Origin of the sequence: Nocardiopsis sp. NPDC007018 (assembly GCF_040635075.1) — a bacterium.
Classification (GTDB): Bacteria; Actinomycetota; Actinomycetes; order Streptosporangiales; family Streptosporangiaceae; genus Nocardiopsis.
In genome coordinates this window covers 86,425-109,539 of sequence record NZ_JBEYHA010000004.1, presented here as the reverse complement: position 1 = coordinate 109,539, position 23,115 = coordinate 86,425, and the positions used below count along the sequence as shown (strand labels likewise).

Below are 23,115 nucleotides of genomic sequence, written 5' to 3'. Positions count from 1 at the left end.
GGGGGCGCGGGTCGCGGTGCCGTGACGGGCGGTCGGCGGTCAGGGCCTCAGGTAACCGTCCAGCAGTGCGGTCAGTTCGTCGACGAGGCCGTCGTGGTCGAGGACGTCGGCGAACAGGTGGTGGGAGGTCACCGTGTTCTGCACGGTGACCATGAGCAGGTGGGCCAGGACGGCGGGGTCCCCGGCGCGCACCGAGCCGTCCGCCTGCCCCTCGGCGACGGCCGGTTCGAGGAGGTCGAGCGCGGCGCGGTGGCTGCTGCCGAGACGGTGGAAGGTGTAGGTGGCCAGGAGTTCGGGCTCGGTGTCGACGATGCGGGTGACCAGCGGGTGGGCGAGCATCGCGCGGGCGACCCCGGCGGCGTGCCGGACCAGCTGCGCTCGGATGCTCCCGGCGCCCTGGGCGGAGGACCCCCCTCCCGCGATGGTCGGGACCGCCCCTGCCGCGAGGAGGATGTGGCGGAGCTCGCGGGTGAGCAGGTCGGCGACCAGCGCGGTCACGTCGGGCCAGCGCCGGTACACGGTGGGGCGGCTGACACCGGCGCGCCGGGCCACGTCGGTCAGCGTGGTGCGGCGGACGCCGAAGGCCTCGACGCAGGCGCGGGCCGCGTCGAGGATCTCGTCCTCTACGTTACGTTTTGACGCCATGTGTAAAACTGTAGAGCATGACCCACGATGCTCGCACTGCGCCCGACTCCGTCAGTCCGGCCGACACCGCCGCGACCGCCCCGGACATGAGCTGGTACGCCTGGGGCGACCCCGCCAGGGCCAAGGAACTCGACCCCGGACTGCGTGAACTCGTCTCCCAGGTGCTGCGCACCCGAACCACGGACATGCCCCCGGTGCCCGAGTCGGACGTGGAGCTGTCCGCCTCCCGCCTGGACGAACGGCTGCGAGACGCCTTCACCGAGGCACTGGGGTCCGACAACGTGCGCGTGGACGACGCCACCCGGCTCCTCCACGCGGGCGGCAAGAGCACACCCGACCTCCTCGCCCGCCGGGCCGGGCGGGCCCCGGCCCCCGACGCCGTGTTGTACCCCGCCGACCACGACGAGGTGGAGCGGGTCCTGGCGCTGTGCTCGTCCGAACGCGTGGCCGTGGTCCCCTTCGGCGGGGGCACGAGCGTGGTGGGTGGCGTCTCCCCCCTCGACGGCGGCTTCCGCGCGGTCGTCACCCTCGACCTGCGCCGCCTGAACCGGCTGCTCACCCTGGACGCCACGTCCCTGACCGCCGTCCTCGGCGCGGGTGTGCGCACCCCTCACGCCGAGGCCCTGCTGGCCGAGCACGGGCTCACCCTCGGGCACACGCCGCAGAGCTACGAGTACGCGACCATCGGCGGGTACGCCGCCACCCGTTCCAGCGGCCAGGCCTCCGCCGGGTACGGGCGGTTCGAGGACATGGTGGTGGGCCTGAGGGTCGCCACCCCGCGCGGCACCCTGGACGCGGGCGGCCCGCCCGCCTCCGCCGCCGGACCCGACCTGCGCCGCCTGCTCGTGGGCTCGGAGGGCACGCTCGGGGTGATCACCGAGGTGGCCGTGCGGGTGAGGCCCAGGCCGGAGCGGGTCCTGGACGAGGCCTGGTCCTTCCCCGACTACGCCACCGGGGTGGCCGCGCTGCGCGCCCTGGCCCAGTCGGACACCCGGCCCACCATGGCGCGCCTGTCCGACGAGACCGAGACCTTCGTGAACGCCGCCCTCGGCGGCCGCGAGGCCGTCCCCGGCTGCCAGGCCGTGCTGGGGTTCGAGGGCACTGACGCGGAGGTCGGGGCGCGGGCGGCCGTGGTTCGGGAGGCCATGGAGGCGGCGGGCGGAACGCCGCTCGGCCCGGACCCGGTGGCGCACTGGCGTGAGACCCGGTTCCACGCCCCCTACCTGCGGGACACCCTGCTGTCGGCGGGCGTGCTCGCCGAGACCCTGGAGACCGCCGCGTCCTGGAGCGACCTGCTGCCGCTCTACAGGGCCGTGGTGAGCGCCCTGACCGGCGCCCTGGAGGACGACGAGAGCGGCGCCGTGGTGCAGTGCCACGTCTCGCACACCTACGCCACCGGCGCCTCGCTGTACTTCACCGTGGCCACCGGGGCGGGCGAGGACCCGGCCGCGCGCTGGGACCGCGCCAAGCGGGCCGCCTCGGACGCGATCGTGGCCCACCGCGGCACCATCACGCACCACCACGCCGTGGGTACCGACCACCGTCCCTGGATGGCCGCCGAGCTCGGTCCACTCGGCGCCGACGTGCTGCGCGCGGTCAAGTCGGCGCTGGACCCGGAGGGCGTGCTCAACCCGGGCAAGCTCATCCCCGGGGAGTGAGCCCGCGCTGGGCGCGGGCCCGAGGTCCGTGCCCGGCCGGAAGGGTCAGCCGGCCGGTTCGGCCTCACGGGCGATCCGCCGGTCCAACCGCTGGGCGAAGCGCTCGGCGTACCGGTAGGACTCGGCCTCGTCCTGAGGGTCCTCGGTGCGGTAAAGGGTCCGCACCCAGAGGTTGTCGGTGACGTACTCCACGACCACCACCTGGGAGGACGAGCCGCGGTCGGTGTCGTCGAGCAAGCCGACGAACCCGAACTCCCCGACCCCGATCTCGCGCCAACCGCCGACCGGCCGGTCCAGCAACCGGTCGAACGCCTCCTCCTCCCAGATCTCGGTACGCTCTCGCGACCGATCGGCCAGGAACCCGGTGAGCTCATCGGCCGCCTCGGGGTCGTCGGCATGGGGCTCGAAGATCGAGACCGTGACCAGAAGAGCGTCGGCACCGTCGCGGATATCGGCACCGCAGGAGAGACGCCCCAGGGGGCCGTTCTCCAACGGACGGGACGCGTCGTCCAGGTCGTCCGGCCCCCGGTACTCGCCCTCGGCCCTCTCCCCGTCGGTCCCGGGGATCGCGTCGAGGACCTCGCGGGGCAGCAGGGTGTCGCAGTCCGGCAGGGACGCGTAGGGGCCGTTGTTCCCGCTGAGGGACACCACGACCACGACGGTGGAGACGAGGGTCAGGAGCCCGACGCCGATCCCGCCCAGGAACAGCCCCCGGCGCCGTCGGTGGGGCCCGGGAGGCGGGGGCGGACCGATTCCACCCGGCCCCGGCGGCGGCGCGCCAGGAGGTCCGGGGGGCGCCCCCTGGCCCGGCGGACCGGGAAACGGGTGGGGTGTTCCGTGCGGGGGCGGGGATGGGGGCTGTCCCATGACGGTGCCTCGTGGTCGGTGTCGCCAGGGCTGGCGACGTGGAGGGCGACGGGGGCCGAACACCCACCGCCGAGGGGGCGGCGGGGACGAACCGGTGCCGGTTCGCCCCGCACCCTCAGGGCCGCGGAGCGGACCGGGGATCTACTTCTCGGCCGACCGCCTGAGCTGGCGCGCCAAATCCTTGGAGACGGACTCCGTGACGCTGAACAGCTCCTCGACAGGGTATTCGTTCGCGCCGTCGCTGACGACCACGAGGCCCGCGATGTTGTCCGTGACGAACAGGCTCGTGGAGGTCCCGTGCGTCAGGGGACCGGCCTCCGTGGTGACGGCCACCACGACGCTGTCGTCCCCGAACGAGGTGAAGTCCCACAGGATCTCCCCCGTGGCGCCGTAGCCGGAGTCGTACTCCTCGACCACGCCGGGCTCGGCGGCCTCGCTCATGAACCTGTCGGCGACCTCGTCCTCCCGGAAGGTGTCCGCCATCTCCCGCACGGCCTGGATGTCCTCGGGGTCGAACAGCTCGGCGGTGACCGCGACGTTCACGTCGTCGACCTCACCCGAGCACACCAGGATGCCGAACGACGACTCCGCGACGCTGTACTCGTCCCGGTCGAACTCACCGGACATCGTGGGGAGGGACCCCGAGAAGAGGGGGCTCAGGGTCTCGGCGTGGAAGGCGTCCTCGCAGTTGTCGGGCAGCGAGGTGTACACCGCGCTGGAGTTGACCGCGATCAGGACCCCGCCGAGGGCCGCGACGAGTACCACGGCCCCGGCCGCCGCGCCGACGATCAGCCCGGTCTTCTTCTTGGGAGCGCCCTGCGGGCCCGGTCCGGGCGGAAACTGACCGGGAGGGAACTGGCCCGGCGGGAACTGGCCGGGGGGTCCCTGCGGTGGCTGCTGACCGAAACCCGGAGGCTGACCGAACCCGGGCGGCGGACCCTGCGGAGGCGGCCCCTGGGGCGGGAACTGGCCAGGCGGACCCTGCGGCGGCTGCTGACCGTACCCGGGCGGCGGACCCTGGGGCGGCTGACCGGGGTAGGGGCCCTGCGGGCCGTTCGGGGGCGGGGGCTGTCCCATGGGGGTTACCTCGTGGTCTGATCTGTCGTAAAGGACCCTTCAAGTTCTACCGGACACCAGACGTGAAGAATCTCCCGTCGTCCTCTTCCGGTCACCTTCCGTCTCCGGTTTCCCACCCGAACGTCGGCGTGCGCGGCGTCGCGCACCCACAATGGGAGACGTGAGAGGAACACTCCGTATCCACCTGGGTTCGGCCCCCGGGGTCGGGAGCACGCACCACGCGCTGGCCGAGGCGCGGCGCCGCGCCGAACGCGGGACCGACGTGGTGGTCGGCGCGGTCCACACCCACCGCCGGGCCCAGACCTCCGCGCTGCTGGAGGGCCTGGAGACCGTCCCGCCCCTGGCGACGGGGGCGGTGGACACCGCCGCCGTGATCACCCGGGCGCCCCGACTCGTCCTGGTGGACGACCTCGCCCGGCCCAACGAGCCCGGCTCCCCCAACGCGACACGCTGGCAGGACGTGGAGGAGCTCCTGGCGGCCGGGATCGACGTCCTGTCCACGGTGGGCGTCCACCACCTGGACTCCCTGTACGACGTCGTCCACCAGATCACCGGGGTCCGGCCCGAGTACACCGTTCCGGACCGGGTGGTGCGCGCCGCCGCCGAGATCGAGCTGGTCGACGCCACCCCCCAGGAGCTGCGGCGCCGGATGGCCCACGGCGATCTGCACCCCGCCGAGCGGGTCGACGCCGCGCTGGCCGACTACTACCGCGAGGGCAACCTGGCGGCGCTGCGCGAACTCGCCCTGCTCTGGACCGCCGACCGGGTCGAGGAGGGGCTCAGCCACTATCTCGGCGAACACGAGATCCGCGACACCTGGGAGGTACGGGAACGGGTGGTCGTGGCGCTGACCGGGGGGCCCGAGGGCGAGACCCTGATCCGCCGCGCCGCCCGTGTCGCGGCCCGCTCGCGCGGCGGGCGCCCCCAGCCCAGCCACCTGCTGGCGGTGCACGTGGTACCGCCGAGCGGGATCGGGGAACGCCCCAACGGGGAACTGCTGCGGCAGCGGCACCTGCTGGCGGAGCTGGGCGGCACCTACCACCAGGTGGTCGGCGCGGACGTGCCCTCCGCGCTGCTGGAGTTCGCGCGCGGCGCCCACGCCACCCAGATCGTCCTGGGCTCGTCGCGCAGACGACCCTGGCAGTACGTGTTCGGCCCCGGTGTGGGAACGATCGTGGCCCGCGAGTCCGGCGACATCGACGTGCACATCGTCACGCACGAGGAGGTGGGCCGGGGCCGCTGGCCGCTGCCCGCCCCGGGGCGGGGGCTGAACGAGCACCGGCGGCTGTGGGGGTGGACGCTGGCACTCCTGGCCCCGCCCTTCGTCACCCTGGTCCTGGCCCTGCCGGTCTTCTCCGAGGTGGGCCCGGCCGCCGACCCGCTGCTGCTGTTGCTGATCACCGTGGCCACGGCGGCCGTGGGCGGCCTGCGCCCCGCCCTGGCCTCCGCCCTGTGGAGCGCGGTCCTGCTCACCGTGCTGCTCTCGCCGCTGCACGGGCGGCCGTCGGTGTCCCTGGACAACGTCCTGTCCATGACGGCGTTCGTCCTGGTGGGAGGGTTGGTGGCGGCGATGGTGGAGATGGCCGCCCGGCGCTCGGCCCAGGCCCTGCGCGCCCGGGCCGAGGCGGACGCCGTCGCCCTGCTGGCGGCCAGCGTGCTGTCCGGGAACGAACCCCTCCAGGCGTTGTTGCGGCGCATCAGGGAGACCTTCGGGCAGCGGTCGGCGACGCTGTTGGAGCGGTTGGACGACGACCGCTGGTACCCGGTGCACAGTGTCGGCGCGCCGGCGTGCGAGGCCCCGGAGGAGGCGGACGCGCTGGTGTCGGTCTCCGACACGGTGGCGCTCGGGCTGCGCGGCAGGGTGCTGCCCGCCGCCGACCGCGGTGTGCTGGAGGCCTTCGCCACGCAGGTGGGGATCGCGCTGGAGCACCAGAGGCTGGCCTGGGACGCGGCCGAGGCGCGCGGCCAGGTGGCCGGAAACCGCATACGAACGGCTCTGCTGGCGGCGGTCTCGCACGACCTGCGCACGCCGCTGACCTCCATCAAGGCGAGCGTGTCCAGTCTGCGGGCCACGGACATCCTCCTCTCGGAGGACGACCGCGCGGAGCTGCTGGAGACCGTCGAGGAGTCGGCCGACCGGCTCGACCGGCTCATCGGCAACCTCCTGGACATGAGCCGGGTGCAGACCGACAGCGTGCGGCCGCAGCTGCGGCCGGTGGCGTTGGAGGAGGTCCTCCCGGCGACCCTGCTGGGAGTGCCGGGGGACGCGGTGGTGGTGGACGTCCCCGAGGGCCTGCCCCCGGTGCGGGCGGACGCGGGCCTGCTGGACCGGGCCGTGGCCAACGTGGTCACCAACGCGGTGCGCTACAACCCCGACCCCCGCACCCCGGTGCTGGTGTCCGCCAGCGCGCACGGAGACAGCGTGCAGCTGCGCGTGGCGGACCGGGGGCCCGGGGTCTCCGACGAGGCCAAGCAGAGGATGTTCGAGGCGTTCCAGCGCCTGGGCGACACCCCGCAGGGCACCGGGGTGGGTCTCGGGCTGGCGGTGGCGCGTGGTTTCGTTGAGGCGATGCACGGCACCCTGGCCCCGGAGGACACCCCGGGCGGCGGACTGACCATGGTGTTCACCCTGCGCGCGGTGGACAAGGGCGACATATGAGGAGCGGCATGCGGGTGCTGGTCGTCGACGACGACGTGCAGATCATCCGGGCGATGCGGATCAACCTGAGGGCCCGTGGCTACGACGTGGACACCGCACCGGACGGCGAGAGCGCGCTGCGCCTGGCCTCGGAGCGCCTCCCCCACGTGGTGCTCCTGGATCTCGGGCTCCCGGACATGGAGGGGGTCGAGGTCATCCAGCGGCTGCGCGGTTGGTCGCAGGTGCCCATCATCGTGCTCTCCGCCCGGCACTCCGCCGGTGAGAAGGTGCGCTGCCTGGACCTGGGCGCGGACGACTACGTCACGAAGCCGTTCGGGATGGACGAGCTACTGGCCCGGATGCGCGCCGCCGAACGCCGGTCGGCGCCGGTGGAGGAGGCCCCCGTGGTGCGCACCGCGTCCTTCGAGGTGGATCTGGGCGCCAAGCGGGTGACCCGGGACGGCGGGGAGGTGCGGCTCACCCCCACCGAGTGGCATGTCCTGGAGCTGCTGGCCCGCAACGCCGGCCAGCTGGTGAGCCAGCGTCGGCTCCTGCACGACGTGTGGGGTCCCAACTACCAGAACGAGACCAACTACCTGCGGGTCTACCTGGCACAGCTGCGCCGCAAGCTGGAACCCGACCCCTCCCGACCGCGCTACCTCATCACGGAGGCTGGCCGGGGCTACCGGTTCGAGAAGGACGGCTGACGTGCCCGAGGACGGCGTGTACGCGGGTGGTGCGGGCCGGGCCGCGGTGCGGACCGGGGACGGCTGACCGGCCGCTCCGCACCTGGAGGTGGTGCGCCGAGGCGAGCGTCACGAGGTGGTGGCTCCGCACAGGTCCATCATCAGGTCGAACTCGACCGAGTCGGTCTGCCCGCGGTTGGCCTTGGCCACGGCGAAGCAGGGCGCGAAGGCCCGCACCCACTCCATCATGCGGCCGGGGTCCACGCTCATGACACGGGAGAGCGTCTCCACCCGGCCCTCCACCTCGGCGACGCCGGACGCCTTCCACACCGCCCAGTCGACCGCGTCGGCGGCGCCGTCGCCCAGACAGGCGCGCGGATCGAGGACGACCAGGCCGCGGGACCCGCCGTCGATGACGTTGCCGGGGTGCAGGTCGCCGTGGAGCGGGACGACGTCCTGGTCGCCGTGGGCGAGGTCGCGGGCCTTGGCGGCACCCCGGTGCATGACGGGCGCCGGGACGATGTCCGCGGCCGCGCCCGCCTCGCGTTCGCGGCCCCACATCTCGAACACGAACTGCACCCGGGCGCTGAGCGGGCGCAGCTCCCGAAGCTCGACCGGGTCCACCTGGACCGCGTGCAGTTCCGCGATGAGCCCGCCGATGGTCTCCATGGCCGGGACCACGCCGGAGGCCGCGACCGTGGAGCCCTCGACCCGCTCCATGAGGAACGCCCCGCGATCGGGGTCCACCCCCCACACGTCGGGCACCCGCCGAGACGGCGCCCACATGCGCAACAGTTCGGCCTCGGAGACGGAGAGGCCGCTGTCGGGCGAGATCTTGAGGACACCCTCGGCCCCGTCCGCGCGGCGGACGTAGAGGACGACGGAGGTACGGCCGTGCGGGGCCGGCCCCTCGACCGTCAGTCGCCACTCGGTGGCCAGCTTCTCGACGGTTCCGGGCAGTTCCGCCAACCACTCGGTGACGTGGTGCCCGAAGCGCCGTTCCAGGCGGCGGCGCTGCCGGTCCTCGACGAACTGCGCTGTGCCGTCGTTCATACATCCACCTTCGGTTCGCTCACGTCCGTGCCCGCCGGGAGGGGCTCGCTCACCGGGGCGACGTACGGGTACCGCGTCGGAGCCGTGGCCGCACCGCCGCCGACCGGTGGCCGGTGCGGCGGGCACCGCGTCGCGGGTGCGGGATTTCCCGCCCCTGGGCCCCATACCCATCCTCGCCCCGGCGGTAACGGCGTCGTCGCCGATCGCGACGCCACCGCCACCGGGCCCCGACCCCGGAACGTCAGGTGAGGCGGCCCCGGGCCGCCCGGTGCTGGGCCAGGAGCGTGTCCACGACCAGTTCGGAGGGCCACAGCGGAGCGGTGATGGCGGTGGTGTCCAGTCGGCGGAGCAGGTCGAAGTCGGGCCCGTCGACCAGTCTCCAGGCGGCCACGGCGACCCGTTCGCGCCCGTCGCGGCGCAGACGGGCGACGGCGTCCAGGACGGTCGGCGCCCAGGTGCGCAGGTACCCCACCTGGACGGGGGAGGAGAGACGGCGGCTCAGCATCCGTGCCACGTCCATCACCACCTGGCGCTCCTCGGTTCCCGTGGTGCCGTCTGCGGCCAGGACCACGCCGTCGTCGGGCCTGCGGCCCGAGTCGGAGAGCCGTGCGGCGAGGTCGGCGACGATGGACGGGACCGCTCCCAGCGGGGACGTCCGGCACGCGTCCTCCACCCGCCCGAGGTCGAGGCGGGTGAGCAGGTGGGCGCTGGCGACGTCGCCGCCCGCGACGAAGGCGGGGACCACCACCTTGGGCCCCCGGACGGCGCGGATCGCGGCGCCGACCTCGTCGGGGCCGCCGAAGGCCGCCGTGACGGGCACCTCACCGCGCCGGGCCACCGCCTCGGCCAACCCGTGCAGGGCGTCGCGTCGGTGGGCGTCTCGGGAGTCGTCGGCTACGAGGATCATCGTGGGGACCATGATCGGCTCCTTGGGATCGCTGAGGCGTCTGCCACGGCCCACCGAGCGTAGGGGTGCGGGATTTCGGGAAATCGCCCCGGTGTTACGCGGAGGAAAAAAGCGGACAATGGCTGAGTTGGTTATCACCAGGGGAAGACTTGGCAAATCATAACAATCCACCACCGACCGGAGAGTGTCCACTCATCGGGAGGGTGGCGTGCGTCTCCCCGCACCTGCGGGGCGAATGCCCCACGGGATCAAGGATTGTCACAACACCACCACTGACCTCTTGGGACACGGAATTCCTCTGCGACTCCGAGGCAACCGGCGCACCCCATGGAACCGGGTTCCGATTTCCACCGCCCCACCCGGCACCGGCGCGCGGCATTCACCCCGACCTCTCCAGAGAAATCCGCCACGCACAGAATCCGGACCTTCTGCACGCGCCGTTTGCACGTGCCACGGAATGCGCACGCCGCCTGGGACGGCGGAAGCGACCGATCGGCACCCGGCCCACCGCCTCCTGCCACACGAGTGCGGCCCCTGTCAAGGGTGCGAACTCCCCCTCCACCGCAGAACCACACACCACTTGACGTGGGGAGACAGGGTGCGATTCCGGCGTGATCACTTGCGATCCCCCAGAACCGGCAGCACACTGGAACGCGACGGTAGGGACCCGCGGTCCCACCAGCGTCCCGCTGTCCCACCCGGCCCATCAACCGGTGGCCTCCCCACAGCCCGACCACCGTCCACCCACCACCACCGCCCGCCGAGCCGTCCCAGACTGGAGTTGAGCATGGCCGTCCACCCTCGGGTGCAGACGCTGACCCAGGCTTTCCTCGCCAACGCCGACCGGGAGGCCCCCGGCCTGGTCCAAGGCCTCTACCTGACCGGTTCGGTCGCCCTCGGCGACTTCCGCCCGCACACCAGCGACGTCGACTTCGTCATCGTCACCGACCGCCCCGCCGAGCGGGAGGACCTGGACGCCCTGCGGCGCGCGCACGCCCGCACCCGGAACGAGGTCCCCCGCCCCCAGTTCAACGGCATCCACGTCACCTGGGACGAGCTGAACCGCGACCCCGCCGCCTGCGGCCCCGTGCCCTCCGTCACCAACGGCCGGTTCCGGGACCGCGCCGCGGTCGACGTCAATCCCGTGACCTGGCACGTCCTGGCCGACCGAGGGGTCACCGTGCGCGGCCCGCACCCCTGCGAACTCGACGTGTGGGACGAGCCGGAGAGCCTGCGCACCTGGTCGCTCGGCTCCCTCGACGAGCACTGGCGGCGCTGGCGAGAGAAGGCCGGTCGCCTGGTCACCCCGCGCGGCCTGGCCGTCCTCGGATCACTCGCCCCCTCGTGGAGCGTGCTGAGCGTCAGCCGCCTGCACTTCACCCTGGCCACCGGTGAGATCACCTCCAAGTCCGGCGCCGGGACCTACGCCCTGCACGCCTTCCCCGAACGCTGGCAGCGCATCGTCAACGAGTGCCTCCGGGTCAGGCGCGGCGCCCAGGCCCCCTCCCTGTACGAGAGCGCCCTGGCCCGTCGCCGCGCCGCCCTCGACTACATCGAGATGGTCCTCGACGAGTCCCTGCGCCCCGGCCTGGCCACCTGAGCGCACCGGCGGCCCCATCGTGCCGGGCGACTAATCTGGGGGTATGACCATGCGCCCCATCGTCCGCTTCGGCGACCCCGTCCTCGTGACCCGGACCTCCCCCGTGACCACCTTCGACCAGCGCACGGAGAAGTTGGTCCGCGACCTCCTCGACACCGTCGACGCCCCCGGCCGCGCCGGTGTGGCCGCCACCCAGATCGGGGTGGGCTCGCGCGTGTTCAGCTACGACGTCGAGGGCCGCACGGGCTACGTGATCAACCCCGAGATCGTGGAGCTCTCCGAGGAGCTCCAGGACTGCGACGAGGGCTGCCTGTCCATCCCCCGGCTCTGGTACAGGAGCCGACGCGCCCAGCGCGCCGTGGTCCGGGGCGTGGACCTGCGCAACGAGCCCGTCACCGTCGAGGGGAACGGGCTGATGGCGCAGTGCCTCCAGCACGAGACCGATCACCTGGACGGCATGCTCTACATCGACCGGCTGGACGCCGACACCCGTAAGCGGGCCCTGCGTGACATCCGTCGCTCCGACTGGTTCCTGCCCGCGGACCAGCCCGCGCCCTCGACGTCCGTGCGCCTTCCCAGTGCCTTCGGCGGCAACGGCTGACCCCCTCCCCGAACCCGGCGTTCGGTACGGTCACCCGGTCCGGGTATCTTCTGGACAGAACTCCGCTCAACCCCCACAGCAACGCGAGTCGACTCACTGTGCACGTACCACCGAGATCTCGTATGGTCCACTGAGCACCTCCCGCCCGTGGCGGCGCAGCCGTCCCCCCGGCGCAGCGGATGCTCTCGTACCATCCACGGAGCAGAAATGACATCCACTCCTCGTACCGCCCCACGTCGCGGCCGGACCGCGGCGGCGATCGCCGCCTCCGCCGTGCTCGTCCTCGTCGGCCTGCCCGGCGCGGCCCATGCCGACCCGGACGAGGACGTCGACATCGACGAGCTGAACCAGCGGGCCGAGGAGCTGGAGGAGACCTACGACGGCGAACTGCTCCAGTACACCGAGATCAAGGACCGTGTGGAGGCCGCCGAGGCCGAGCTGGACGACCTCGACGAACGCCTGGAGAAGTCCCGGGGCGGAGTGTCGGCCATCGCGGCCGCCCGGTACAAGGGCGACGGTTTCGACCCGACGCTCCAGATCGTCTTCTCCAGCCAGCCGGAGGACATGTTCACCGACGCCGCGACCGTCGACTACCTGGGCCAGAACCAGGCCGAGCAGATCTCCGAGCTCATCGCCCTGCGCGACGAGCAGGCCGAGCTCACCGCCGAGCTCCAGGACGAGCTGTCCGAGGCCTCCGACCTGATCGACGATCTCGAGGAACAGCGCGAGGACGTCGCCAAGCGCATCGAGGAGTACGAGGCCGAGCAGGTCCCCGACGGACCGGGGGACACCGGCGGTTCCAACCCCGGCAACGGCACGATCCCCGACAGCGCGCGCGGCGGCGGCTGGGAGCAGACCACTCCCCGCATGGCGGCCATCCGCGACGAGATCATCATGCAGTTCGGCGCGCCCTACCCGGTGGGCTGCTGGCGCCCGAGCAACGACGACCACGGCACCGGAACCGCGTGCGACTTCATGATGAGCGCCAACGGTGCCGCGCCCTCGGCGGGGAACCAGGCCCTCGGCCAGCAGATCGCCGACTACGGCATCGCCAACGCCGACCGGCTGGGCATCAAGTACATCATCTGGGAACAGCAGATCTGGCAGTCGACCTCACGCCAGTGGACCTGGATGAACGACCGCGGCGACCTCACCCAGAACCACTACGACCACGTGCACATCAGCTCGTACTGATTCCGGACCTGGGCGCCCGGGCCCGCGCGAGCGGAAGTACCGCGACCAGGACCACCGCGACCGCCGCGAAGGCCGGACCGTAGCCCGTGAGCTGGATGAGCAGGCCGAGGCCGACCGCTCCGACCCCGGTGCCCGCGTCGAACCCGATGTTCCAGGCCGCGCTGGCCCGGCCGTACCCGGTCGGCCCGGCGCGGCCCAGCATCACGGTGACGGTCTCGTTCTGCACGGCTCCGAACCCGAGTCCGAAGACCGCCGACCCGGAGAGCACCAGCAGGGCCGTGCCCGCGCCGGGCGCGCCGTCGCCGTTGGCCCACAGACCCGCGGTGACCAGTGCCGCTCCGGCGGCCGCCGCGAGCGTCCCGGGCATCAGCAGGACGGTGCGGCGGTGGCGGTCGAAGACGACCCCGGCGGTCCACCGACCCGCCACGACGCCGAGCGCGTAGACGGCGAGTACCGTCCCCACCAGCCAGGCGGACCTTTCGAGCGGTATCGCCAGGAAGGTGACGACCCCGCTGGCCGCCGAGGACACCGCCAGCATGATCACCAGCGGCGCCGCCAGGACGAGCAGGAGCGACAGCCCCCGGGGCGAGGGGTCCGCGTCGTCGGTGCCGGGACCGGACGTCGAACGCCCCGCTCCGCGCAGCAGCACGCGGTTGCGACCGCCGTCGGCGAACCAGATTCCCGAGGCGAGCACCGCCGCCACGACGCCGCAGGCTCCGGTGAGCCAGAAGGCGGTGTCGAACCCGAGACCGAGCGCGAGCGCCACCCCTCCCGGCAGGATCACGATCTGCGGCAGACCGACCGCCAGCCCGTAGTAGCCGGTGGCCCGGCCGACCTGTCGCCGGGGGACCAGGCGCGCGGCGAGCGCGGTCCCGGCCACGGTCACCATCCCGAAACCGACACCGCGCACCGCGGAGACGGCGACGAGTGGTCCGAGGTCGGTGGTGAGGGCGAACAGCGGCATGGGCAGGCCCATGATGAGCGAGCCCACGGGAAACGCCCACCGGTAGCCGCCCGCGCGGTCCAGCAGCCAGGGCATGGCCAGCTGGGTGAGGACGGTGGTGAGCATGAACGCGGCGGTGGTGGCGCCCGCCCCGAACTCGCCCGCTCCGCCCCGGCTGGCCCACAGCGGCACCAACGGGAGGACGGCGGCGAACCCGCACAGGCTGACGGCGGTCGCCATGATCAGGAGGGCGAAACCGCGCCCCCGGAGACCGGGCGGACCATCAGTGGACGCCGTGGCGCCGTCACCGGCGGAGGGGGAGCCAGATCGGATCATCCGTCCTTTCTAACGGAGCTGACGCGGGCTGTCGACCGGCGCCGCCCCGCCCGCCCCGGGGGCACCTACACGGGCTGGTCGCGCTGGGGCAGCCGCTCCCCCAGCCAGGTGCGCAGACGGGTGACGAGTTCGGGCGTGACCGCCCGCTCCGCGTGCCCCATCCCGGGCACGATCCACAGGTCCTTGGGCTGGCGGGCGGCGTCGTGGATCGCGGTGGCGTGCGAGACCGGGAAGTAGCTGTCCGCGTCGCCGTGCACGACCAGCAGGGAGGCGGGGGCGACCTCCCCGGCGACCTCTCTGGGTTCGGCCGGGGTGGGGTTCCAGCGCTGGTCGGTGACGCGGACCTTGCGGAAGCTCCGCAGGAACGCGCGGCCGAAGCTCCGGCCGACCCCGAAGGTGAGCAGCCGCATGGACCGGGTTCCCCGGTAGTACCAGCGGCTGGGGCCACTCACGGACACCACCGCGCCGACCCCGCCGAAGATGGCGGCGTGCCGGATGGCGACGGCGGCGCCCATGGAGAATCCGAGGGTGGCCACGTGGGTGTAGCCGAGTTCGCGGAGGCGGCGCACGACCGCCTCGAGGTCGTGGATCTCGGCGTTGCCCACGGTGCTGCGACCTCCGGAGCCGTGGTGTCCCCGGAAGTCGAAGGTCATCACGTCGCCGACGGGCAGCAGCCCCTCGGCGACGGCACGCGTGTGCGGGCTCCGGTAAGTCCCCGTGAAGCCGTTGGCGATGACGACCGCGCTGGTGCGGGGCGCGGCGCGGCGCAACAGCACGGCGTCGATCCCCACCCCGTCGGAGGTGGTCAGCCAGAAGCGGTTCTCCTGGGGCTGGTCGATGGAGTGGTCAATGGCGTCGGACACCACTCCATCGTGCCCGATCAGTCCCGGTAGGGGGAGTGCGGCCCCCGTGTGTCGTCACCGGTCCCGTGCCCTGGGTGAGGTCCCGAGTACCCCTGGGGCGGGTGGGGCGGAGGGGAGTGCGGCGGACGCTGTCCGTAGCCGGGTGGCGGTCCCTGCGGCGGCGGGGTGTCGAAGGCCGGGGTTCCGAAGGCGGGCGTACCGGTGCCGTGGGGGCCCGGCGCGGGCGAACCCCGGTACCCGGAGCCGGGCGGCGGGTCGTGGGAGACGGGCCCGCCCTCCCCGAAGCCGGGCGACGGCCGCCCCCGGTAGCGCTGTTCCTCGGACGAACCGTGGGACGGAAGGTCAGGGGAGGGCGAGCCGTACGCGTGAGCGGCGTCGGCGTACGCCGTCTCCGCCGGCGCGGTCTCCCCCGCGTCGACCGCCTCGAACTCTCCGGTGCGGCCGTAGCCGTCGTCCGCGTACCGGTCCTCGCCCTCGTCGTCGTAGTACTCCTCGTCCGGGTACTCGTCGTCACCGTCGTCGGCCCGCAGCGACTCCTCGGCCGCCGCACGCTCCGCGGCCGGGGGGAACACCACCGAACGCAGGTTGAGCGCCACGTGCACCGCGATCGGGACGACCAGGCTGCCCGTGCCCAGGTACAGCACGGTGAACAGGGTCCCGGAGAAGCCCGCGCTGAGCAGGCCCCACCAGCCCTGGTAGAGGTGTGCCAGGGAGAAGAGCACCACCGACATCACCGCGGCGATCCACAACGGCACGTCCATGCTGGCGATCAGGGTGATGAACAGGCCCCGGTAGAGGAGTTCGCCGAACACACCGCCGGTGACCGCCATCCCTCCGGCCAGGGCCCGTTCGCGACCGGTCCGCGGCAGCAGCAGGTACTGCTGGCGGCCGGGTTCCGGAAGCCGCATGGGCCTGCTCGCGCCCCTGCGCCCCCGGTAGCCCTTGCGGCCACGGCCCCCGCTCTCGGCGTCGCCGTCACCGGTACCGCGCCGGGGGCGTCGGGCCGGACGGGCGGGCAGACCGTTGACCAGCACCCAGAAGGCCGCCAGCGCGATCGTCCCGCCGATCGCCGCGCCCACGACGGGGCCGACGGCGTCCGGGACGCGCAGCCCGAGGTCGACCGCGTTCAGGTCGGGGGACAGCAGCAGCACCGCGAGGACCAGCAGCCCCCACAGCACGTGGATCGCCATCGTGACCGCGTACAGCAGCCCGAGGGCGCGCTCGTCACCGTTTCCTCGGCGCGACAGCCACGCGAACGCGCGCCGTCCGAGCAGGGGTTCGCCGAACGCCGCGAAGAACAGCAGCAGGACCGTAAGAAGGGTCCCGGCGAGACTGAATTGAGGGAGACTCTCCGACCATGGCACGGGCACAGCCTAGAAGAACGACCCGGGTCATAGAGCCACGAACGAGCGGATTGCCGGAGATCGTCCGAGCTACCCCTTGTGGTCGGGGCCGTGAAGAGCGACCGTGGTAGGTGTCGCAGGTCACACAGGCGGTGGCGCGATCCGGCCGCCGTCCGGACCCCGAAGGGCTGGTAGACGAGGATGGCTGATCGAACCGGTACCGCGCCCGTGGCCGACCGGCCCGGGGACATCCGCAACGTCGCGCTGGTGGGCCCCTCCGGCGCGGGCAAGACCACCCTGGTCGAGGCCCTGCTGCACGCCGCCGGTGCGATCCGGCGGCCCGGCACCGTCGAACGGGGCACGACCGTCAGCGACCACGACGGGGTCGAGGTCCGCCAGGGCCGGTCGGTACACCTCACCGTCAACCCGGTCATGGTCGGCGACGTGAAGGTCAACCTGCTGGACACCCCGGGCTACGCCGACTTCGTCGGGGCGCTGCGCGCCGGTCTGCGCGGCGCCGACGCCGCCCTGTTCGTGCTCTCCGCCCTGGACGACGTGGACGGACGCACCCGCCTGCTGTGGGAGGAGTGCGCGGCGGCGGGCCTGCCGCGCGCGGTCGCCGTCACCGGCATCGACCACCCCCGCGCCGACTTCGACGAGGTGGTGGCGCGCTGCCAGGTGGCGTTCGGCCCCGGGGTGCACCCGGCGTACGTGCCCGCCGTGCGGGGTTCGGGAGACCAGCGGACGCTGGTGGGGCTGTGGGGGCTCGTCTCGGAGCGGTACCACGAGGGGGCGGGCGGTGACGGTGCGGGCCCGGTCCCCGACTGGCTGCGCGACCAGGCGGGCCACCTGCGGCGCACGCTCATCGAGGAGGTCATCACCGAGAGCGAGGACGAGGCGCTCATGGAGCGCTACGCGGAGGGTCGCGCGATCGACCCGGACCTCCTCGCGGCCGACCTCAAGAAGGCGGTGGCGGCGGGCGGTTTCCACCCGGTGCTGGCGGTCAGCCCGACGCACGGTGTGGGTGTCCGGGAACTCCTGCGCGAGCTCCCCCTGTCGTGCCCGGACCCGACCCGGCGCGCGCTCCCCCCGGTCGCGTGCCCGGACGGTCGGCCCGTGGAGGGCCTGACCTGTGATCCGGACGGGCCGCTGGTCGCGGAGGTGCTGGGTACCACCGGTGACCCGTACGTGGGGCGGGTGAGCCTCGTGCGGGTGTTCTCCGGGACGCTGCGACCCGACACGGTGGCGCACGTGCACGGCGCCGGTGAGCTGGACCGGGGTGACGACGAGCGCCTCGGGGCGCTCTCCGTCCCGCTCGGCTCCCGGACCCGGCACGTGGGCGAGGTGGTCGCCGGTGATCTGTGCCTGGTGTCGAAGCTGCCGGGCGCGCGGACCGGGGACACCCTGTCCGCGCCGGAGCTGCCGCTGCGGATGACGCCCTGGCCCTTCCCCGTACCCACGCTGCCGGTCGCGATCCGCGCCGCCTCCGCCGCGGACGAGGACAGGCTGTCGCCCGCGGTGTCGCGGCTGCTCGCCGAGGACCCGTCCCTGCGGGTGCGGGTCGACCCGGAGACGCACCAGATGGTGCTGTGGTGTCTGGGCGAGGCCCACCTGGACGCGTCTTTGGAGCGGCTCGAGGAGCGCTACGGGGTGCGGGTGGAGACGGAGGACGTCCGGGTTCCGCTGCGGGAGACCTTCGCCGTTCCGGGGCAGGGCACCGGCCGCAACGTCAAGCAGAGCGGCGGGCACGGCGAGTACGGGGTGTGCCTGATCAAGGTGGAGCCGTTGGAGTCCGGCGCGGGGCTGGAGTTCGTCGACCACGTCGTGGGCGGCGCCGTCCCCCGCCAGTACGTGCCCTCGGTGGAGCGGGGCGTCCGCGCGCAGATGGCGGACGGTGTGCGCGCCGGGCACCCGTTGGTGGACCTGCGCGTGACCCTTTACGACGGGAGGGCGCATTCGGTGGACTCCTCCGACTCGGCCTTCCAGAAGGCGGGCAGGCTCGCTCTGAGGGACGCCGCCGCGTCCTCGGAGCTGACCGTCCTGGAGCCGGTGGACGCGGTGACGGTGGAGGTCGACGACGCGCACCTGGGCCCGGTACTGAACGACCTGTCCGCCCGCCGGGGCCGCGTGGTGGGAACGGAGGCCGCCGCGGGCGGCCGGGTGGTGGTCCGCGCCGAGGTGCCGGAGCTGGAGATCCGGCGCTACGCGGTGGAGCTGCGCGCGGTCGCGCACGGCACCGGGGTGTTCAGCCGCGCCTACCTGCGCCACGAGCCCCTGCCCGTCCACCTGGCCCGCGCGCGGGGCACGGGTTGATCCGGGCCGCCAGCCCCGGCCACGGGTGAACATCCGACGCCCCCCGAAGCGAAGCGGAGGCCCCAAGAAGAACGGCTCTCACAGCACCCGTCCCGGTGTGCTCCGGTCGGCGAGCGCGGCGAAGCGGAACGTGTTGACGGGGTGGCTGGACAGGAGGTTGACCAGCATCACGAAGAATCCGGTGTCGGTGCTGGCGCGAGCGACGATGTCGTCGAAGTCCACGGCCGGGTACAGGTACTTGCCCGCCGCGAGGACGCGGATTCCCTGGACTCCTTCGGGGCAGAACTCGTAGGCGTGGTTGTCGGCGGTGTACTCCTGGGCGCGGCCGAGAGTGCTGCCCACCCCCGGGATCACCTGTGCGATCGAGACCGCGAACTGGCGCCAGAACGAGGTGTGCCCGGCGGCGATGTGTCCGACCTCGTGGCCGATCACGAACCGTAGGGCGTCGGGGTCGCCGAGACGCCCGCCGACCTCGAACAGGTCGCTGTTGACGGCGACGTAGCGGCGGAATCCGTGTCCGGAGGCGAAGGCGTTGATCGCGCCGTTACCGAGCACGATGTAGGCCTCCGGAACCTGGCGCATGCCGAAGTACCGTGCCGCGTCGACGACCATCCGGTGGGCTTCGGGGAACTGCGCCTCGGTGATGCGCACCCCGTTGACCCGCTGCCGGGCGTAGAGCTGGCCGCGGACGAAGAACACGAGCACGGGGATGCTCAGGAGCAGCAGCGGTTCGTTGGGGTCGCCGGACAGGGCCCGGCTGACGGCGCCGCCGACGGCGAGCAGGGTCACGGCGATACAGCCCAGCAGGAGCGGGGTCTCCCGGTGGTGTCTCAGGGATCGGCGGACGCGGGGGTCACCCCATCGCCAGAGGAGGGCCCCCACGCGCGGTCAGAGGCGGTACTGGGCGTCGGGCAGGTCGTCGTCCGGTCCGGGGGGCGGCGGTGCGGCGTGGGCGCTGCCCATCGGCGGCGGTCCCCCGAAGGCCGGTCCGGCGGGCGGTCCGGGCGGTGGTGCGGGCGCCTCGTCCTCGTCCATGATCGCGGCCATGTCGGCGGACAGGGTCGACTCCTCGGCCTTCTCGCTGTGCCACTCGTCGCGGATCTCCTGGTCCTGACGGCCCATCACCGATCGCATGTCGGTGTCGTGGGTGGCCTTGCCCGGCTCTTCGGGCCAGGCGGAGGAGGTGGCCAGGAAGGCGCTGTCGTAGGCGTCGTTGGCCTCGTCGGAGAAGCCGGGCTCCTGCGAGCGGGGAACGGCCAGCGGGTCGGAGAGGGGGTCGAAGGGGGCGTGGGCGCCCGGAGCCGCCCCGGTGGGGGGCGCCTGGCCCGGGTAGGGGGCGTGGTCGCCCCCGGGGTCGGTGTGCACGCGCGCGTCGGCCGGTTCGGCGGGGGCCGGGCCGGGGAAGGACGAGCCCACCGGTGAGGCGGAGGGCTCGGGTGCCAGGGCCGCCGGGTTGGGGTTGTCGCTGCCCACGTAGGACAGGGCGGCGATGGTGAGGGCGGCGAGACCGGCCCGCAGGGTGGGTTCGCGGTCGGGCGCGAAGAACGGCGAGTGGTTGCTCGGGACGTTGCCCATCTTCTCGTACGGGGTGTCGCCGGGGGCGTTGTCCCACACGTCGTGGGGTGTGGCGCCGACGAACCAGAGCACGTAGGGGATGGGCTGGGGGTCCTCGGGCAGTCCGAATCGGCAGAAGTCCTCGGTGGCGGGCGAGGGGTCGGGCAGGTGGATGACGTAGTCGCCGCCGAAGTAGGCGTGGTGGGCGGCGGCGACGTCGGCGGTGCTGGCGGGGTCGTTGTGGGTGACACCGCTGCTCTGGAAGCGTTCGACCTCGGGTTCGCGGCTGGCCCCGGAGGCGGCGGCCTCGGCGCGCACGATGCGCTCGATGGCCTGTTCGAGCTGGACCGAGACGTTCTCGTTGAGCGCCCGGGTGCTGATCTCCAGGTAGGCCTCGTCGGGGATGATGTTGGCCTTGGTGCCCGCCTGGACGCGGCCGACGGTGAGCACCGCCATCTCGCTGGGGCTGATCTCGCGGGAGACCACGCCCTGGAGGCGGGTGACGATGTTGGCGGCGATGAGGACGGGGTCCACGGTGGTGTGCGGCTGGGAGGCGTGGCCGCCCTCGCCGAAGATCCGCACCTTGTAGGCGCTGGCGGCACCGAGGATGATCCCGGCGCGGTGCGAGATGAGACCGGCGGGCTGGGGGCCCAGGTGCTGGCCGAGGATGACGTCCGGACGGCCGAAGCGGTCGAACAGGCCGTCGTCGATCATGCCCTGCGCGCCGTCGAGGGTCTCCTCACCGGGCTGCGCGACGATCATGATGGTCCCGGCCCACTCCTCACGGGTCTCGGAGAGCAGGTCCGCGACGCCGATCAGGCAGGCGGTGTGCGCGTCGTGGCCGCAGGCGTGCATGACGGGGACCTCGGCGCCGTCGGGGTCCTGCGCCCTGGCCGTGCTGGCGTAGGGCAGGCCGGTCTTCTCCTCCAGGGGGAGGGCGTCCATGTCGGCGCGGAGCATCACCGTGGGGCCCGGGCCGTTGCGGAGGATGCCGACCACGCCGGTGCCGCCGACGCCCCGGTGGACATCGTATCCGGTCCGGTTGAGCCACTCCGCGACGACGCTGGCGGTGCGCTGTTCGGCGTGGGAGAGCTCCGGGTTCTTGTGCAGGTCGACGTAGACGCCCTCGACGAGCGGGAAGAGCTCGTCGAGGAGTCGCATGACCACGCTTCCGTGCTGGGCTGCACGGTTGGGGTCCACCGCGTGCGGCACGGTATCCACCGCCTTCTTCGTTCTCGTCTGGCGGGCGTTGCCAGGTTGACAGGGGGACCTGCCGCCCGGGGGCAGCCTATCGGCGCGTCCGCCGAGGGTTCACACCGACACGTTCGTGCCGCGGTGCGCCCTCGGTGCCGCCCATCGGTTAGGGTCTGCACACGGTAAGCCATCCCACACCCGCTGCCACGGGTGTGCGCGTCCCCCGGGTCCCCGTTCTCCGGTCCGGGATGTGTTCGGGAACTTTTACCTGATTTGTGCGAACTACTGGCATACCGCAATATGTCTCAGTAGGGTAACGGAACCATGTTCGCGCAACGTCTTCGCCGGTGCCCCCCTCGCGCGCCACGCGGCACCAGCCCCAAGGCCCCGTGACCCTGTCCGACGGCCGCCCCCCATCCCGCACGGAGGGTAGCGGGACCGACACAACACGCCCCAGAAATCAGTGATCTCGGAGTCCCTAGTGGCCTCATCCACGACCAGTCCGGCACCCCAGTCCACGGAGAAGGGGCGCGGCGCGACCGCCCTCGCCTCCGGTACCAGCGCCACGGCGGCAGCGCGGCCGCCGGACCGCGACGCCCGACTCGACAACGCCAAGTTCATCCTCATCGCGCTGGTCGTCCTCGGCCACGCGATCGAGCCGATCTCCGACTACCGGCCCGCCAGTGCCCTCTACTACTGGATCTACTTCTTCCACATGCCCGCGTTCATCATGATCAGCGGCTATCTCTCCCGGTCCTTCGACTCCTCGTCGACGCGGGTCGAGAAGCTGGTCCTGACGCTGGCCGTCCCCTACCTCGTCTTCTGGACGATCCACCAGTCCATCTACTCGGTCGAACGCGGCGGCCTCCCGGACTCCCTGTCCGTGCTCAAGCCCACCTGGACCCTGTGGTTCCTGGTCGCCCTCTTCCTGTGGCGCCTCACCGTGCCGGTCTGGCAGCGGCTGCGCTGGCCGGTGGCGATCGCGGTGGTCATCTCCCTGTTCGCCACCACGGCCGACCTCGGCAGCACCCTCTCGATCGGCCGTGTGGTCAGCTTCCTGCCCTTCTTCGTGCTGGGCCTGAGTCTGCGCCGTGAGCACTTCGCCCACCTGGACCGGCTCTGGGTGCGGATCGCGTCCGTGCTGGTGCTCGGCGTCACCGCCCTCCTGGCCGTGCCGGTCTCCGACCGCATGAGCAGGGACTGGCTCTTCTGGAAGGAGAGCCTGACCGACCGCGCCATCGACCCGCTGATGCCGAGCATCGGTATCCGGCTGGCCTTCATGGGCATCGCCCTGGTCATGACCGTCGCGGTGCTGGCACTCACCCCGAAGCGGCGGACCTGGTACACGGCGCTGGGCGCCTACACGCTCTACGTGTACCTCGGCCACTCCGTCTTCCTGATCCTGCTCAAGGCCAGCCCCTGGTACGACCTGATGTCCGGCCCGGTCGCCCTGGCCGCCACCCTGGTGCTGGGTGTCGGGATCACCCTGCTGCTGTGCTCCCCGTGGGTGCGCGCGAGCATGCGGTGGGCGGTCGAACCCCAGCCCACGTGGTTCCTGCGCCAGGACGGGAAGGGCCTGGCCCGCAGCGGGGCCGCAGGAAAGGGCGCGAACGCGCGGGAGGGCGCCTCCGCCTAGCCGCGCC

Annotated in this window: 18 protein-coding genes; 8 read left to right on the top strand and 10 right to left on the bottom strand. The window is 72.8% G+C overall.

What is annotated here, in order from left to right; genetic code table 11:
- Positions 1-39 precede the first annotated feature (39 nt).
- Positions 40-645, bottom strand: coding sequence for a helix-turn-helix domain-containing protein (locus ABZ635_RS03355; protein WP_357758165.1), 606 nt, complete (start codon positions 643-645; stop codon positions 40-42).
- Between the two features lie 17 nt (positions 646-662).
- Between ABZ635_RS03355 and ABZ635_RS03350 the strand changes: the two genes are divergently transcribed.
- Positions 663-2,303, top strand: coding sequence for an FAD-binding oxidoreductase (locus ABZ635_RS03350; RefSeq protein WP_357758162.1), 1,641 nt, complete (start codon positions 663-665; stop codon positions 2,301-2,303).
- Positions 2,304-2,348: 45 nt separating this feature from the next.
- Here the strand turns inward: ABZ635_RS03350 and ABZ635_RS03345 are convergent, their stop codons facing one another.
- Positions 2,349-2,954 carry a hypothetical protein gene (locus ABZ635_RS03345; protein WP_357758160.1) on the bottom strand — a complete coding sequence of 202 codons (606 nt, stop codon included), beginning with the start codon at positions 2,952-2,954 and terminating at the stop codon, positions 2,349-2,351.
- 357 nt (positions 2,955-3,311) lie between these two features.
- Complete coding sequence (locus ABZ635_RS03340) at positions 3,312-4,247, bottom strand: hypothetical protein (RefSeq protein WP_357758157.1); 936 nt, start codon at positions 4,245-4,247, stop codon at positions 3,312-3,314.
- Positions 4,248-4,398: 151 nt separating this feature from the next.
- Between ABZ635_RS03340 and ABZ635_RS03335 the strand changes: the two genes are divergently transcribed.
- Complete coding sequence (locus ABZ635_RS03335) at positions 4,399-6,906, top strand: ATP-binding protein (protein ID WP_357758154.1); 2,508 nt, start codon at positions 4,399-4,401, stop codon at positions 6,904-6,906.
- Positions 6,907-6,914: 8 nt separating this feature from the next.
- Positions 6,915-7,592, top strand: a complete 678-nt coding sequence (locus ABZ635_RS03330; RefSeq protein WP_357758151.1) for a response regulator — start codon at positions 6,915-6,917, stop codon at positions 7,590-7,592.
- 108 nt (positions 7,593-7,700) lie between these two features.
- On the opposite strand, the gene ABZ635_RS03325 is transcribed toward ABZ635_RS03330, so the two are convergent.
- Positions 7,701-8,624: an aminoglycoside phosphotransferase family protein gene (locus tag ABZ635_RS03325; protein WP_357758148.1), complete on the bottom strand. Its 924-nt coding sequence runs from the start codon at positions 8,622-8,624 to the stop codon at positions 7,701-7,703.
- A gap of 241 nt (positions 8,625-8,865) precedes the next feature.
- Positions 8,866-9,543 carry a cobalamin biosynthesis protein CbiX gene (locus ABZ635_RS03320; RefSeq protein ID WP_357758145.1) on the bottom strand — a complete coding sequence of 226 codons (678 nt, stop codon included), beginning with the start codon at positions 9,541-9,543 and terminating at the stop codon, positions 8,866-8,868.
- A 775-nt stretch (positions 9,544-10,318) separates the two neighbouring features.
- Here ABZ635_RS03320 and ABZ635_RS03315 point away from each other — a divergent pair.
- From ABZ635_RS03315 to ABZ635_RS03305, 3 genes are all read left to right on the top strand, one after another.
- Complete coding sequence (locus ABZ635_RS03315) at positions 10,319-11,131, top strand: aminoglycoside adenylyltransferase domain-containing protein (RefSeq protein ID WP_357758142.1); 813 nt, start codon at positions 10,319-10,321, stop codon at positions 11,129-11,131.
- A 43-nt stretch (positions 11,132-11,174) separates the two neighbouring features.
- Entirely contained in the window at positions 11,175-11,732 is a 558-nt protein-coding gene (gene def, locus ABZ635_RS03310) for a peptide deformylase (RefSeq protein WP_357758139.1), read from the top strand.
- Positions 11,733-11,939: 207 nt separating this feature from the next.
- Entirely contained in the window at positions 11,940-12,926 is a 987-nt protein-coding gene (locus ABZ635_RS03305; protein ID WP_357758136.1) for a hypothetical protein, read from the top strand.
- On the opposite strand, the gene ABZ635_RS03300 is transcribed toward ABZ635_RS03305, so the two are convergent.
- From ABZ635_RS03300 to ABZ635_RS03290, 3 genes are all read right to left on the bottom strand, one after another.
- The gene (locus ABZ635_RS03300) at positions 12,913-14,205 is read right to left on the bottom strand and encodes an MFS transporter (RefSeq protein ID WP_357758133.1); all 1,293 of its coding nucleotides are present in this window, start codon (positions 14,203-14,205) and stop codon (positions 12,913-12,915) included. The two genes, ABZ635_RS03305 and ABZ635_RS03300, sit on opposite strands and share 14 nt — an antisense overlap.
- A gap of 65 nt (positions 14,206-14,270) precedes the next feature.
- Positions 14,271-15,068, bottom strand: a complete 798-nt coding sequence (locus ABZ635_RS03295) for an alpha/beta fold hydrolase (RefSeq protein WP_357758128.1) — start codon at positions 15,066-15,068, stop codon at positions 14,271-14,273.
- 17 nt (positions 15,069-15,085) lie between these two features.
- Positions 15,086-16,432 carry a CPBP family intramembrane glutamic endopeptidase gene (locus ABZ635_RS03290; protein WP_357758126.1) on the bottom strand — a complete coding sequence of 449 codons (1,347 nt, stop codon included), beginning with the start codon at positions 16,430-16,432 and terminating at the stop codon, positions 15,086-15,088.
- Between the two features lie 180 nt (positions 16,433-16,612).
- Between ABZ635_RS03290 and ABZ635_RS03285 the strand changes: the two genes are divergently transcribed.
- Positions 16,613-18,724, top strand: coding sequence for an elongation factor G-like protein EF-G2 (locus ABZ635_RS03285; RefSeq protein WP_357758123.1), 2,112 nt, complete (start codon positions 16,613-16,615; stop codon positions 18,722-18,724).
- Positions 18,725-18,802: 78 nt separating this feature from the next.
- Here the strand turns inward: ABZ635_RS03285 and ABZ635_RS03280 are convergent, their stop codons facing one another.
- Together ABZ635_RS03280 and ABZ635_RS03275 are read right to left on the bottom strand one after the other, a co-directional pair.
- Positions 18,803-19,558: a M48 family metallopeptidase gene (locus tag ABZ635_RS03280; RefSeq protein ID WP_357758379.1), complete on the bottom strand. Its 756-nt coding sequence runs from the start codon at positions 19,556-19,558 to the stop codon at positions 18,803-18,805.
- 54 nt (positions 19,559-19,612) lie between these two features.
- A complete protein-coding gene (locus ABZ635_RS03275; protein ID WP_357758120.1) occupies positions 19,613-21,499 on the bottom strand; it encodes an amidohydrolase in 1,887 nt (628 codons plus the stop codon).
- Between the two features lie 454 nt (positions 21,500-21,953).
- Between ABZ635_RS03275 and ABZ635_RS03270 the strand changes: the two genes are divergently transcribed.
- A complete protein-coding gene (locus ABZ635_RS03270) occupies positions 21,954-23,108 on the top strand; it encodes an acyltransferase family protein (RefSeq protein WP_357758118.1) in 1,155 nt (384 codons plus the stop codon).
- Positions 23,109-23,115: the final 7 nt, after the last annotated feature.